Annotated in this window: 13 protein-coding genes; 8 read left to right on the top strand and 5 right to left on the bottom strand. The window is 72.0% G+C overall.

Annotated features, from left to right (window positions below; translation table 11 throughout):
* Positions 1–13: 13 nt before the first annotated feature.
* Positions 14–1,498: a ribosome biogenesis GTPase Der gene (gene der, locus ACFY3J_RS27075; protein ID WP_384175139.1), complete on the top strand. Its 1,485-nt coding sequence runs from the start codon at positions 14–16 to the stop codon at positions 1,496–1,498.
* 71 nt (positions 1,499–1,569) lie between these two features.
* On the opposite strand, the gene ACFY3J_RS27070 is transcribed toward der, so the two are convergent.
* Complete coding sequence (locus tag ACFY3J_RS27070; RefSeq protein ID WP_384175141.1) at positions 1,570–1,944, bottom strand: hypothetical protein; 375 nt, start codon at positions 1,942–1,944, stop codon at positions 1,570–1,572.
* 37 nt (positions 1,945–1,981) lie between these two features.
* Positions 1,982–2,815 carry a hypothetical protein gene (locus ACFY3J_RS27065; protein ID WP_384175142.1) on the bottom strand — a complete coding sequence of 278 codons (834 nt, stop codon included), beginning with the start codon at positions 2,813–2,815 and terminating at the stop codon, positions 1,982–1,984.
* 542 nt (positions 2,816–3,357) lie between these two features.
* Between ACFY3J_RS27065 and ACFY3J_RS27060 the strand changes: the two genes are divergently transcribed.
* Together ACFY3J_RS27060 and ACFY3J_RS27055 are read left to right on the top strand one after the other, a co-directional pair.
* The gene (locus ACFY3J_RS27060) at positions 3,358–4,074 is read left to right on the top strand and encodes a transglycosylase family protein (RefSeq protein WP_390841913.1); all 717 of its coding nucleotides are present in this window, start codon (positions 3,358–3,360) and stop codon (positions 4,072–4,074) included.
* Between the two features lie 403 nt (positions 4,075–4,477).
* Positions 4,478–4,693: an I78 family peptidase inhibitor gene (locus tag ACFY3J_RS27055; protein ID WP_281155720.1), complete on the top strand. Its 216-nt coding sequence runs from the start codon at positions 4,478–4,480 to the stop codon at positions 4,691–4,693.
* Positions 4,694–4,732: 39 nt separating this feature from the next.
* Here ACFY3J_RS27055 and ACFY3J_RS27050 read toward each other — a convergent pair whose 3' ends face one another.
* Entirely contained in the window at positions 4,733–5,770 is a 1,038-nt protein-coding gene (locus ACFY3J_RS27050; protein WP_384175147.1) for a phosphatase PAP2 family protein, read from the bottom strand.
* 238 nt (positions 5,771–6,008) lie between these two features.
* Complete coding sequence (locus ACFY3J_RS27045; RefSeq protein WP_384175149.1) at positions 6,009–7,211, bottom strand: hypothetical protein; 1,203 nt, start codon at positions 7,209–7,211, stop codon at positions 6,009–6,011.
* 291 nt (positions 7,212–7,502) lie between these two features.
* Between ACFY3J_RS27045 and ACFY3J_RS27040 the strand changes: the two genes are divergently transcribed.
* Both ACFY3J_RS27040 and ACFY3J_RS27035 read left to right on the top strand, forming a co-directional pair.
* Positions 7,503–9,104, top strand: a complete 1,602-nt coding sequence (locus tag ACFY3J_RS27040) for an MFS transporter (protein WP_390841912.1) — start codon at positions 7,503–7,505, stop codon at positions 9,102–9,104.
* A gap of 133 nt (positions 9,105–9,237) precedes the next feature.
* Positions 9,238–10,449 (top strand): acyl-CoA dehydrogenase family protein, encoded by a 1,212-nt coding sequence (locus ACFY3J_RS27035; protein WP_384175153.1) that lies wholly within the window; start codon positions 9,238–9,240, stop codon positions 10,447–10,449.
* A gap of 35 nt (positions 10,450–10,484) precedes the next feature.
* Here ACFY3J_RS27035 and ACFY3J_RS27030 read toward each other — a convergent pair whose 3' ends face one another.
* Positions 10,485–10,922, bottom strand: coding sequence for a cell division protein SepF (locus tag ACFY3J_RS27030; protein WP_225076049.1), 438 nt, complete (start codon positions 10,920–10,922; stop codon positions 10,485–10,487).
* 290 nt (positions 10,923–11,212) lie between these two features.
* On the opposite strand from ACFY3J_RS27030, the gene ACFY3J_RS27025 reads away from it, so the two are divergent.
* The 3 genes from ACFY3J_RS27025 (at position 11,213) to ACFY3J_RS27015 (ending at position 14,030) form a co-directional block, all read left to right on the top strand.
* The gene (locus ACFY3J_RS27025; RefSeq protein ID WP_384175155.1) at positions 11,213–12,409 is read left to right on the top strand and encodes a DUF5685 family protein; all 1,197 of its coding nucleotides are present in this window, start codon (positions 11,213–11,215) and stop codon (positions 12,407–12,409) included.
* A 103-nt stretch (positions 12,410–12,512) separates the two neighbouring features.
* Complete coding sequence (locus tag ACFY3J_RS27020) at positions 12,513–12,854, top strand: hypothetical protein (RefSeq protein ID WP_384175157.1); 342 nt, start codon at positions 12,513–12,515, stop codon at positions 12,852–12,854.
* Between the two features lie 270 nt (positions 12,855–13,124).
* Positions 13,125–14,030: a S1 family peptidase gene (locus ACFY3J_RS27015; RefSeq protein WP_384175159.1), complete on the top strand. Its 906-nt coding sequence runs from the start codon at positions 13,125–13,127 to the stop codon at positions 14,028–14,030.
* The last annotated feature ends 81 nt before the right edge of the window (positions 14,031–14,111 follow it).

The raw sequence follows: 14,111 nt of genomic DNA, 5'->3' as shown, positions 1-14,111 counted from the left end.
AGGTACGGACTTCATGAACGACGACATCCAGCCCGACGGCTCGGCCGAGCACGAGTACGAGCACGGGTCGCTCGGCGAGGCCGAGTACGCGGAGTTCATGGAGCTCGCCGCGGAAGAGGGCTTCGACATCGAGGACGTCGAGGGCGCCATCGAGGCCGCCGGACACGGCCCGCTGCCCGTCCTCGCCGTCGTCGGCCGCCCCAATGTCGGCAAGTCGACTCTGGTGAACCGCATCATCGGCCGCCGTGAGGCGGTCGTCGAGGACAAGCCGGGCGTCACCCGCGACCGCGTCACCTACGAGGCCGAGTGGGCGGGCCGCCGCTTCAAGGTCGTCGACACCGGCGGCTGGGAGCAGGACGTCCTCGGCATCGACGCCTCCGTGGCCGCGCAGGCCGAGTACGCCATCGAGGCCGCCGACGCCGTGGTGTTCGTCGTCGACGCCAAGGTCGGCGCCACCGACACCGACGAGGCCGTCGTACGGCTCCTGCGCAAGGCGGGCAAGCCGGTCGTGCTGTGCGCCAACAAGGTCGACGGCCCGAGCGGCGAGGCGGACGCCACGTACCTGTGGTCGCTCGGCCTCGGCGAGCCGCACCCGGTCTCGGCCCTGCACGGCCGCGGCACCGGCGACATGCTGGACCGCGTCCTGGAGGCGCTCCCCGAGGCGCCGCGCGAGATGTTCGGCGGGGGCGGCATCGGCGGCCCGCGCCGGGTGGCCCTCATCGGCCGCCCGAACGTCGGCAAGTCCTCGCTGCTGAACAAGGTGGCGGGCGAGGAGCGCGTCGTCGTCAACGAGCTGGCCGGCACCACCCGGGACCCGGTCGACGAGCTGATCGAACTGGGCGGCAAGACCTGGAAGTTCGTCGACACCGCGGGTATCCGCAAGCGTGTCCACCTCCAGCAGGGCGCCGACTACTACGCCTCGCTGCGCACCGCGGCCGCCGTCGAGAAGGCCGAGGTCGCCGTCATCCTGATCGACGCCTCCGAGTCCGTCTCGGTGCAGGACCAGCGGATCATCACCATGGCCGTGGAGGCGGGCCGCGCGCTCGTCATCGCCTACAACAAGTGGGACACCCTCGACGAGGAGCGCCGCTACTACCTGGAGCGGGAGATCGAGACCGAGCTCGCGCAGATCGCGTGGGCCCCGCGCGTCAACGTCTCGGCGTACACCGGACGGCACGTGGAGAAGCTGGTCCCGGCGATCGAGACGGCGCTGGCCGGCTGGGAGACCCGGGTTCCGACCGGCCGCCTGAACGCCTTCCTCGGCGAGCTGGTCGCCGCCCATCCGCACCCGATCCGGGGCGGCAAGCAGCCGCGCATCCTGTTCGGCACCCAGGCCGGCACCAAGCCGCCGCGGTTCGTGCTGTTCGCCTCCGGGTTCATCGAGGCCGGCTACCGGCGGTTCATCGAGCGACGGCTGCGCGAGGAGTTCGGCTTCGAGGGCACGCCGATCCACATCTCGGTGCGCGTGCGCGAGAAGCGCGGCGCGAAGAAGAAGTAGCGGCGAAGAAGAACAGCGGCAACGGCGAAGGGGCGGCCCCGAACGGGGGCCGCCCCTTCGCCGTCGGCGGATCAGACTCCGCGCCGCGGAGCCGGTGGCAGGGCCGCGGGAACGTGGTGCATCCCGGTCTCCTGCCGCCCGATCGTCCCGACCCGCTGCCACTGCGTCTGCTGCCGGCCCGTGCCATGGCGGGTGCTGTAGGCCCCCAGGCTGTAGGCGCCGTACACGGTGGAGCCCGTATCGTGCGGCAGGTTCCCGAACGCTACAAAACCCAGATCCTCCTCGCCGCTGCGGTCACCCGGCAGGGTCCGGTAGGACTTGACGTACTCGGCGTAGAGCGCGTCGTAGATCGGCGTGGCCGATGGGCCGCCGTGAGGATCCTGGGGCGTCCGCGCGGAGGGGATGGGCGGGTAGGGCTGGCGGCGGGGAACGTCATATGCGTGCACGTATCTCCAAACGACCCCGAACCGGAAGGGATGCGGCTCAGGTCCCGGCGAGCGGCAGCGTCGCCGCGACCAGCCTTCCGCCCGCCGCGGCCTTGTCCAGCGCGTCCCGGAGCAGGTCCTCCCGCGGCTGCCGCCCGATGGACCCGACCGGCGCGGCGAACATGATCACCTGCTGGTGCTTGTTGGCGGCCGCCCGCCAGCCGTCGGTGACCTGGAGCGGCTGGTGCGCCTGCCACCAGGCCACCGGCTGGCCGCCGTTGGCCTGGGGCTGGAGGACGGCGTGCAGCTGGCCCACGGCGAGCAGCACCGACCAGCCGTGCAGTACCGGCGGCACGGCGGCGAGTTCGGTCACCGGGGCGTAGCCCTGCTCGATGAGCAGCGGCAGGAACTCGTCGGCGCCGCCCAGCGAGCCCGGACGCACGATGGGCGCGGTCGGCTCGACGACCAGGGCGGGGTGCAACTCCCCGGCGATCAGGACGAGTCCGCTGGTGATCCCGAGCACGGCCTGCTCCGGCATCACCTTCTGGGGCACGGCCTGCTCGGGCGCGCTCCACTGGGGCGGAGTCTGCTCCGGCACCCTGCTGGAGGGGCCCGTGTTCCCGTTGATGGAGCGGACCGCGCCCCGCAGTTGCTCCTCGGTGACCTGGACGACCTGCGAGGGCAGGCAGGTGGCGTGGGCGAAGGCGAGGACGGCGGTCTCGTCCCCGATGAACAGGACGGTGCTGGTGCGCTCCTGTTCGGAGTCGCCGGGGGTGCGGCAGGACGTGCAGTCGTAACTGCCCGGGGCGTTCTGTCCGGCGAGCAGCCGGTCGGCTTCTTCGTCGCCGATCTCGGCGCGTACGGCGTCGCTGACGTCGAGCATGCGCGGCACGGGTGGCTCCCTCGGGATGCGGTGCGTGGCGGAGCCGGGTGGCTCCCGGCCCATGAACCGGGAGGGACCCGGCTCATGAAGAAGACAACGGGTGATCTGTGGCGGGAGTCACGCCCTCCGGCGAACGGAATCGAACCACCCCGTGCGGAGGGTGACGGCCGGTACGGAATCCGGCACTCACGGTCAACTCGTCGCCTGTGCAAGGGGGTTGGGTCGGTGAAGTGAGTCACAGATCGACGGTGCCGATGGTCGAAAAATCAGGAAATAAGCGAATGAAGTGGGTGGCGGAAAAAAAGTCGATACCGCCGGTAACGGCGAACTGGCCTGCCAGAACAGGCAGTTGGTTGATCCGGGCTCCGCCCGCTCCTTACATTCCTCAGCCGTGTGCAACGAGCACCACTCGGGTACGTCCGCCGACCGCACCGGGCCGAGCACGGCTCGGCACGACCTCGTGCGGCGGACGGGGCGAGCGCGCCGACCGCGTCCATGCGCGGTGGCCGCGCCCGCCTTGGGGGACCCCGAGTGCTTCGAGAGGGATCCACATGTCCGAATGTGCCGATAAGAGCCACGACACCACGCGCGACAACGCCCGCAGGGCACGGACGACGGCGGCTCTCGCCGGAGCGGCCCTGCTCGCCCCGCTCGGGCTGCTGGCCGCCACCGGCAACGCCCACGCGGCGGACGGCGGCGTGTGGGACCGCATCGCCCGGTGCGAGAGCGGAGGCAACTGGCACATCAACACCGGAAACGGCTACTACGGCGGGCTCCAGTTCGCCGCCGGCACCTGGCGCGCCTACGGCGGCACGGCCTACGCGCCCACCGCCGACCGGGCCTCCAGGGCCCAGCAGATCGCCGTCGCCACCAGGGTCCAGCAGGCCCAGGGCTGGGGCGCCTGGCCGGTCTGTTCGGCCCGGGCCGGGGCGTACGGCAGCGCACCCGCGGCCGGATCCGGGGCGGGGGCGACGACCGAATCGGCGCACAGCACACACAAGTCGGCGAACAGGCCGGTCCAGGAGGGCGGCCGGCAGCAGACACGGGACGCGGTCCCGCCGCGGCGGCCGTCGACGGCGCCGGCGCGCGAGGCGGGCCACCCGACCCGCGGCGCCTCCCACGGCGCGTACACCGTGCGCGCGGGCGACACGCTGAGCGGCATCGCCGCCCGGCACGGGACCACCTGGCAGTGGCTCCACTCCGTCAACAGGTCCGTCATCGGGGGCGATCCCGATCTGATCGTGCCCGGTCAGCGCCTCGAACTCTGAGCCGCTCCGGCTCCCACCACGGGCGCCAGGCTCCGTCCGGTCCACCGACCGGGCGGGGCCTTCCGCCGTCCGGCGGGGCGCTCGCTCCGGCAGCGGAACGGTGGAATTCCCATGCCGTGTCAGCTTCCGGGAACGGCCGCGCATTCGGAATGCGAGGGCGTCCCGGTGCGGTTCGGGAACGCTTCTCGCGGCGCATTCGGCCGGACTTTTCCGGGCGCTGTCCCGGCCGCTGGGAATTGCGTTCGCGGGACTGCGGAAGAGGGACGGAACCGCCCGTACGTGTGACGGAGCGAGACCGTTCCGGAGGCTGGGGCCTGTGACACAAGTGTGACAGGAGGGGATCGAGTGACCCGCGTGCCGGGGTGGGCTTTCCCCACCGCGAGCCGGCACCTAGCGTGGCGGTATGGCACCGATTCCCACTCCGCCGGCGGAACCCCAGGACAACCCCGACGCATACGTCGGCCTCGAGGCAGGACAGGCCGAACGGCTCGCACGTGAACGGGGCTGGAGCCCGGTGCGGTCACTGCCGCCAGGCGCGATCATCACCATGGAGTACCGGTTCGGACGGCTGAACTTCGAGGTCCGGGACGGTCGCGTGGCACGGGCCTGGAAGGGCTGAACCGCCGCCGGCGCTACCGGATCCCGCGGCGGTCCGTCGTCAACTGCCCGTCAGGGGGCGGGCCGCCGAGGCCGTGCCGCGCGGGACGCGGTCGGGGTGCGGCGGTCTGCGGCTGCCGGCCGGGGTGACCGTCGTGCGCTCGGAGCGGCCCGTGTGCCGGCCCGGCGCGAGGTGGGCCGGTGTCCGGGACGTGCGTCCGGCGCCGACCGTCTCGTGGGCCACCGGGGTCTCGTCCGAGGCTGGGGCCCGTGGGGTGAACACGACGGGCGCGCCGACGGGTGCGGCGGGCGCGGGCGCGGGCACGGGTGCCGGGCGGCCGCGACGGGCACGCCAGCGGTCGCGCAGGTCGAACAGGGCGACCTCGGTCCTGGCGATCAGCGGCTCGCACCACGGCAGCGCCAGCAGGATCAGCAGCCCCGCGGCCCAGCCGAGGAGCACGTCGCTCAGCCAGTGCGTCCCCAGGTAGACCGTGGTCAGACCGACGCCGAGCGCCGTCACCGCGGACAGTGCCGACAGCCAGCGGCGCGCTCTCGGGGTGGAGGCCAGATAGGCCAGGATGCCCCAGGTCACCACGGCGTTGGCGGTGTGGCCGCTGGGGAATATATCGCCGCCCAGGCCCATCTCGTTCGAGCCGATGACAGTCGCGTAGTGGGGTCCCAGACGCCCCATGCCGATCTTCGCGGCGCCGACAGTGGCGTTGAGCAGCAGCAGCGAGGCGGCGAGGGTCAGCAGCGGGCGCAGCGTGTGCTGCCGCCAGGATCGCCAGCCCAGCCAAGCGCAGACCATCACGGCGGTGGGGCCACGCTGGCCGAGCACCACGTAGTAGTCGAGGAACGCGTGGATCTGCGGCCACTGCTGGTACGGCCGGAAGAACATGACCTGCCAGTCGAGCCGGACCAGCCACGAGGTGGTGACCACGGCCCAGACGATCGCCAGGTAGAAGGCGAGCGTCGCCGAGAAGAGCACGAACCGGTGGCGGCTCATTCGCGGCATGTCGATGTGCGCCGGCCGTTGCGGCTCACGGTCCAGCCTGGCGAACACCCGGTCCAGGCGGGTGAGGGTTCGTTCGGTACGCACCCAATCGACGTTACAGCGAGTGAGGTGTGTTCCCTGACGAAGCACGTGATTTGTGATGACCACGTGATGTGGGATTGCTCTCAACGGGGCTTTATATCCACGGAATCCGCAATCACGAACGAACCCGTCCCGCATTTCCTTTGATCATTCCGGCGGACGCTTATGCGGTGCTTATGAATGCGTTGACCGAACGCCCGGATGAAATTCCCTGCGCCCTCGGCCGATCGGAGCCGGCCGGTCACGGGGGACCGGAGCCGTTCAGCCAGAACGCCCCGTAGACCGCCGAAGCCACCGCGACGCCGCCCACGATCAGCGCCGACCGGGCCACGCGCGTCCGGGCGAGCGCCGACGCGAGCGGCAGCAGCAGTGGGAAGGCGGGCAGCAGCAGGCGCGGCTTGGAGCCGAAGTAGCTCGACGCGCACAGGGCGAGTGCGGTCACGACGCCCGAGTACACCAGCAGCGCGAGCGGCTGCCGCTGCCGTACGCCGGTGACGTACAGCCAGATGACCCCGGCGACCCCGAGGATCAGCCCGGCCCCGGCGAGGGCCGAGGGGAAGGACGTGAACTTGTCGGCGACGAAGCGGGCGAAGGCGTACCCGCCGTCGAAGCCGTTGCGCCAGCCGGCCTGGACGTGGAGGTAGCCGAAAGGGCCCTTGCCGGTGCGGTGGCCGACCCACAGGACGTATCCGGCGGCGCCGAGCGGGGCGAGCGCCATGCCGAGCAGGCGGCGGGCGGTGGCGTGCCCGGTGGCGGCCGGGGCGCGGTGCGTGTCCCGTGCGCCGTCCGCCGCCGTCGCGCTCCGGTCTCCCACGAACGAGGCAAGCGCCGCCGCCCACACCGCCGCGACCACCGCGAGACCCACCGGCCGGGTCAGTCCCGACAGCAGGGCCAGGGTGCCCGCCGTCACCCAGCGGCCGGTGAGCACGGCGTACAGCGCCCAGGCGGCGAGTGCCGTGAACAGCGACTCGCTGTAGGCCATGGACTGCACGATCCCGACCGGCAGCACCGCCCACAGCAGCACGGCCGCGACGCCGGTCTCGCGGCCGTACACGTGATCGGCGACCGCGAAGATCCCCCAGGCCGCGGCGAGGGAGGCCGACAGGCTGACCGCGAAGCCCGCGTCGGCGTACGACAGCGGGCTCACCGCGGCGAGCAGCCGCTCCAGCCAGGGCAGCAGCGGGAAGAAGGCCAGGTTCGAGTGCACGTCCCCGTTCGGCAGGCGCACCTCGTATCCGTAGCCGAGCCCGGCCACCCCGGCGTACCAGAGCGAGTCCCAGCGGGCGGTCAGCAGCGTGTAGGCGCTCTTGCCGCGCTCGGCACTCCACAGTGCCAGGGTGATCAGGCCCAGAGCGCGCACGGCGGCGTACCCGAGGAGCGCCGGGGCGGCCCTGCGCAGGGCCCCGGCGCGGACCACTGCCACGCGCGTCGCGAGATCGCTCACGGACTCGATTATCGGCGCTGCCGGGAACCGGAGCGGCCACCGGGGGCACGCCCACGGGGCGCTCACCGGGGACTTACGGGGGACTCGCGGGGAAGCGGAGTGGCGTACGCCACACGGGTTGAGCACCTGCTCTGAGAGGTGAGCCACGTGCCATCCGGGCGAATGAGCGTACTCTGACGTGTCACTCGCACGTCGTCGCGCAGGTCGGGGGCCGCTCCGCTCCGGCCGGGCCACGGGGAGTCCCCACCCCGCGGGCCGCCGAACGCGAGGGCTCATCTGGGAGGTATGTACATGTCCGGGACGACCGCGGCCGCCGACCGGCTGCGCCGTCGGGCGGCGGGTGCCGGTGCCAACCGCTGGGTCGTCCTGGTCGTCCTCTGCGTCAGCCTGCTGCTGGTGGCGGTGGACGCGACCGTGCTGCACGTGGCGGTGCCCGCGGTCACCGAGGATCTCAAGCCCGGCGCCATCGAACTGCTCTGGATCGTCGACACCTATCCCCTTGTCTGCGCCTCGCTGCTGATCCTGTTCGGCACGCTGGGCGACCGGGTGGGCCGCAGACGGATCCTGCTGCTGGGCTATGCCCTCTTCGGCATCGCCTCCGGCGTGGCGGCCTTCGCCCCCAACCCCCAGATGCTGATCTTCGCGCGGGCGCTGCTCGGCGTCGGCGGCGCCATGATCATGCCGGCCACGCTGTCACTTCTGCGGCAGGTGTTCCCGGACCGGCGCGAGCGGGCGCTGGCGATCGGGATCTGGAGCGCGGTCGCCGCGGTGGGCGCGGCGGTCGGGCCGCTGCTCGGCGGCTTCCTGCTCGAGCACTTCTGGTGGGGGTCGGTCTTCCTCGTCAACATCCCGCTGATGCTGGTCAGCCTGCCGGTGGGCCGGCTGCTGCTGCCCGAGTCGACCGGCGACGGGAACGGGCCCTGGGACGTGGTCGGCGCGTTGCTGGCGGCGGCCGGACTGTTCGGTGTGGTGCTGGGCGTGAAGCGGCTCGGCGGCGGGGAGACGGCGCTGAGCGCGCTCACCGTGGGGCCGCTGGTGGTCGGCGCGGCGCTGCTGGTGACGTTCGTACGACGGCAGCGTCGGCGGACGCAACCGCTGGTGGACCTCAGGATGTTCGCGCGCCCGGCGTTCAGCACCTCGGTGGGCTGCATCGTGCTGGCCATGCTGGCACTGGTCGGGCTCGAACTGATCGCGGCGCAGTACCTGCAACTGGTGCTCGGGCTGTCGCCGCTCGCCACGGGGCTGCGGCTGCTGCCGCTGACGTTCGCCGCGATGGCGGCCGGGCTGGCCGGGGCGCGGATGCTGCGGCGGCTCGGGCCACGGCGGATGGTGTGCTTCGGGTTCTGTGTGACCGCCGCCGCGGTGGTGGTGCTCACAGGGATGGGCGGCCGGGACAACCCGGGGCTGCTCCTCGCCGGCTTCGCGCTGCTCGGCTTCGGCCTGGAGACGACGCTGTTCGGGGCGTACGAGTCGATGCTGAGCGAGGCGCCGCCGGCGCAGGCGGGCGGAGCGGCGGCGATCGGGGAGACGTCCTACCAGTTGGGCGCGGGGATGGGCATCGCCCTGCTGGGCACGGTGATGAACGCGGCGTACGCGCCCGGACTCGCCGATGTGCCGGGGGTGCCGGCGAAGGAGTCCGGAGCCGCGGCGCACTCGCTGGGGGAGGCGTACGAGATCTCCGAACAGCTCGGCGGGCCGGTCGGGGCCGCCCTGCGGCGGGCCGCCCGGGATGCCTTCGTGCACGGGCTGCATGTGACGCTGCTGGTGAGCGCGGGGCTGTTGCTGCTGGGGGCGGTGATGGCGCTGCGGCTGCCGCGGGTGATGCACTGTGAGGAGCCGGCGGTCGAACTGCCCGCGCAGCGGGAGGCGGAGAGGCCCCGCGTCTCGGCATGAGCGCTCTCCCGTTCCCGCGGTCGGCGCCGCGGCGGGGGAGGAGCACGCTGGACGTGCGCCGCTCCGCGTCGTAACGTCGGGCCGGAGTCGCACAACTAGCGGTGCTAGGTTTCAATTGCCGGAGGGTGTCCTCATGTCCTCGCAGTCGTCCCCATTGTCCTCGTCGTCCCCGGTGCCCTCGTTCGACCCCGCCGACCCGCTGGGGATCGACGACCTGCTGGACCCGGAGGACCTGGCCGTCCGCGACACCATGCGGCAGTGGGCCGCCGACCGCGTCCTGCCCCATGTCACCGAGTGGTACGAGAAGGGCGAGCTGCCCGTCATCCGGGAACTGTCCCGCGAGCTCGGCAGTATCGGCGCCCTCGGCATGTCCCTGACCGGATACGGCTGTGCGGGCGCCACCGCCGTCCAGTACGGGCTCGCCTGCCTCGAGCTCGAGGCCGCCGACTCCGGCATCCGGTCCCTGGTCTCGGTGCAGGGCTCGCTCGCCATGTACGCCATCCACCGGTTCGGAAGCGAGGAGCAGAAGCAGAGGTGGCTGCCTCCGATGGCCGCCGGCGAGGTGATCGGCTGCTTCGGGCTCACCGAGCCCGACCACGGCTCCGACCCCGGCTCCATGCGCACCCATGCCAAGCGTGACGGCACCGACTGGGTCCTCAACGGCCGCAAGATGTGGATCACCAACGGCTCCGTGGCCGGTGTCGCCGTCGTCTGGGCGCAGACCGAGGACGGCATCCGCGGCTTCCTCGTGCCGGCCGGCACCCCCGGGTTCTCCGCCCCGGAGATCAAGCACAAGTGGTCCCTGCGGGCGAGCGTCACCAGCGAGCTGGTCATGGACGACGTACGGCTGCCCGCCGACGCCGTACTGCCGGAGGCCACCGGGCTGCGCGGACCGCTCGGCTGTCTCTCGCACGCCCGCTACGGCATCGTCTGGGGCGCCATGGGCGCGGCCCGCACCAGCTTCGAGGCCGCCCTCGACTACGCCAAGTCGCGCGAGCAGTTCGGCAGGCCCATCGGCGGCTTCCAGCTCACCCAGGCCAAGCTCGCCGACATGGCGGTCGAACTGCACAAGGGGATTCTGCTCGCCCACCATCTGGGGCGGCGCATGGACGCCGGCCGGCTGCGTCCCGAGCAGGTCAGCTTCGGCAAGCTCAACAACGTACGAGAGGCGATCGAGATCTGCCGTACGGCGCGGACGATTCTCGGGGCGAACGGGATCTCCCTGGAGTACCCCGTGATGCGGCACGCGACCAACCTCGAGTCGGTGCTCACCTACGAGGGCACCGTCGAGATGCACCAGCTCGTGCTGGGCAAGGCGCTCACCGGGTTCGACGCCTTCCGGTGAGCCCGAACGGGGCAGGGCCGGTGTACGGCCCTGCCTCAGCTCTGGTTGAAGAACCCGTCCGCGCGGTGCACCGCCGGGTCCCCGTTGACGATCTCGGTGTCGGCGGGGGACAGCAGGAACACCCGGGTGGACACGCGGTCGATGGAGCCGCGCAGCCCGAAGACGAGGCCGGCCGCGAAGTCGACCACGCGCTTGGCGTCGGAGGCTTCCATGGCCGTCAGGTTCATGATGACGGGCACGCCCTCCCGGAACAGCTCGCCGATGGCGCGGGCGTCCCGGAAGCTGTCCGGTGTCACCGTGCCGATCCGGCGGCCCTTGTCCTCAGCCGTGTCCGTGGCCACCTTCACCCGGGGATCGGTGACCCAGGCGTCCCCGGACTCGGTCCCCTCCGTGTAGTCGTCGTCGTAGTAGCGCTCGTCATCGTTGTCGTCGACGAGGCCGAGCCACGCACTCGCCTTGCGTACCGATCCCATGGACGCCTCCTCTCACAGCGGTCTTTCCTGCATTCCGCATCCCTATGGTCATCCATGATGCTGACAACGCGCCAAGTGAACAGGCGGCGCACGGGGGGTTTGTGACGGTACTGGTGCACGACGAATACGTCGAGAGCCCGTATGCCCCAAGGGTTTTGCCCTACACGACTGCTGACTGAGAGTGAAATATGATTGTTCTCAGCATATGGGTGACGGTCGGGGCGTACGGGTGAACGAAGGGGTCGGTACGATGCCGCGACTCAACGTCCTGCACACCAAGGGGGATGGTCGTGTTCGGAATCGTCAGGCCCTGCCGTCACCGGCTCGGGGAAGGACTCGGCGCCGAGTGGATGGCCCACTTGTGCGGACTGTGTCTGGCTCTGCGCGGTGACCACGGGCAGTTCGCGCGGATCGTGACGAACTACGACGGGCTGCTCGTCTCGGTCCTGACGGAGGCTCAGGCGGAGAAGACCGGGCGGGCCGGGGGCCTGCGGCGTACCGCCGGGCCGTGCCCGCTGCGCGGGATGCGCACCGCGTCCGTCGCCCTCGGCGAGGGGCCGCGACTGGCGGCGGCCGTCTCACTGGTGCTGGCCTCGGCCAAGGTGCGCGACCACGTCGCCGACGGCGACGGACTGCTGGCGCGCCGGCCGGTGGCGCTCGCCGCGCGCCGGGTCGCCGACAACTGGAGCCGGGCGGGGGCCCGTACGGGGGCCGGTGTCGGATTCGACACCGCGGTGCTCCTGGACGCGGTGGACCGGCAGACGGGCGTCGAGGCGCTCGCCGGTCCCGGGACGCCGCTCCTGGCCGTCACCGAGCCCACCGAGACCGCGACCGCCGCGGCCTTCGCGCACACCGCGGTCCTTGCCGGGCGGCCGGGCAACGCCGCCCCGCTCGCCGAGGCCGGGCGCCTGTTCGGACGGCTGGCACACCTCCTGGACGCCGTGGAGGACCGCGAGTCCGACGCCGCCACCGGCGCCTGGAATCCGCTCACCGCCACCGGAACGTCGCTCGGCGAGGCACGCCGGCTCGCGGACGACGCGGTGCACGGCATCCGGCTCGCCCTGAGCGAGGTGGAGTTCGGCGACGGACGGCTCGCCCATCGACTGCTCGTGCACGAACTCCGGCGCTCCGTCGACCGCGCCTTCGGTACCGAGTCCTGCGGGCACGCGCCCGAGGGGGCCTTCGGCCCACCGCAGGGACCGTACGCCCCGCAGGCTCCGTACGACCCGAACCATCCGAACCTCCCGTACGCCGGGGGCGGTGAGCCGCCGCGGCCCGGCGGGCGCGGGTTCTGGGCCGGGTGCGCGGTGGCCGTCGGGCTGTGCTGCACCTGCAAGGTGTGCTGCGCCGACGAGTTCGAGGGTCCGTGGTCGGGCAAGAAGCGTTCGGGCTGCCGCAGCTACTGCGACTGCTCGTGCTGTGACGGGTGCGACTGCTGCTGTGACGGCTGCGATTGCTGTGACGGCTGCTCGTGCTGCGACTGCTGACCGCCGCCGCGGCCGGCCGTACACCGCGTCCACGGGCTCCGGGCCCGGACGGTGGGCGGCGGCGGGGTTTGGCCGCCGGGCCGCGCATGGAAGGGCTCATCTCATGATGGACCCATCCGACCAGCGGAAGCAGGGGCGCCGGCACCGTGCCGAGACGGTGCCGGCGCCCCGCGACCCGCTCGCCCGGACCGGCGCGTCCGGGCCCGGGGACTATCCGGAGCATCGAGTTCCGGACATCCCTCGAGCCTGGACGGCCGAGGGCGCAGCGGTCGCGGTCACCGCTGCCGAGGCGGACGAACCGGCCTTCGACGGACGGCCCTTCGGCGGCCGGGTGCGGCTCGCCGCCGGCGCCGGACCGGAGCGGGCCTCCCGGGTCGACCTGCGCGAGCGCCCGGCCGGACGGCGCCGTGAGGGCATATGGGGTGCGTGGACCCCGGGGTCGTGACAGCGGCGCAGGACACGGGCCCTGCCCGGGGTCGCCTTCGCGCTGCTGGCCACACGTCAATTCGGCCTGATCGCACATAGTTCACTCGAATCGCACATGGTCGCGCGGCCGAAAGGCGCCCTTGCGCCGACCGGTCGTTCGGCCGAATACTCCCCCACAGCGCTTGTCAGGGGCACGGCATGTTCGGAATCCGAACAGTCGTCCGCTGACTGCGCCTCACGGGCCCCGACCCCACGCGGGCCCCCGACTTCCTTTGTGGAGGAACGACAAGTGAGGATCAAGCGCACCACTCCCCACGGCGTGACGAGACGGACCCGGCTGATCGCCATCGCCTCCGGTTTCGTGGCCGCAGCCGCGTTCGCGGTCCCCCATGCGAACGCGGCCGACACTCCCACCACCTTCAGCGCGTCCCAGCTCACCACCGCGAGCGACTCCGTGCTCAAGGCCGACATCCCGGGCACCGCCTGGGTCGTCGACAGCAAGACCAACCGGGTCGTCGTCACCGTCGACAGCACGGTCTCCCAGGCCGACATCACCCGGATCAAGCAGCAGGCGGGGGGCAACTCCGGCGCCCTGACCATCAAGCACACCGCGGGCAAGTTCAACAAGCTGATCTCCGGCGGCGACGCCATCTATGCGAGTAGCTGGCGGTGCTCGCTGGGCTTCAACGTCAAGGACAACAGCGGCAACTCCTACTTCCTGACCGCCGGTCACTGCACCGACGGCGCGGGCACCTGGTGGTCGAACTCCTCCCACACCACCACGCTCGGCACCACCGCCGGCTCCTCCTTCCCCGGCAACGACTACGGCATCGTCCGCTACACCAACACCTCGGTGGCCAAGCCGAGCGCCGTGGGCAGCGTGACCATCACCAGCGCGGCCACGCCGTCCGTCGGCACCACCGTCTACCGGCGGGGTTCGACGACCGGCACCTACAGCGGCCGCGTCACGGCGCTCAACGCGACGGTCAACTACGGCGGCGGCGACATCGTCTCCGGACTCATCCAGACCACGGTCTGCGCCGAGCCCGGTGACTCCGGCGGCCCGCTCTACTCCAACAGCGGCATCGCCTACGGTCTGACCTCCGGGGGCAGCGGCAACTGTACCTCCGGCGGTACGACCTTCTTCCAGCCGGTCACCAAGGCGCTGAGCGCCTACGGGGTCCACGTCGGCTGACGTCCCCCTGTCGCCGGGCCGCGGAGTGCGCGGCCCGGTGCCCGCCCCGCGCTCGACAGCGAAGAGCCCCCGTACGCAACC

Source organism: Streptomyces sp. NPDC001231, from assembly GCF_042896885.1.
Classification (GTDB): domain Bacteria; phylum Actinomycetota; class Actinomycetes; order Streptomycetales; family Streptomycetaceae; genus Streptomyces.
The sequence above is the reverse complement of the archived record's forward strand: the minus strand, read 5'-3'. Positions and strand labels throughout refer to the sequence as shown.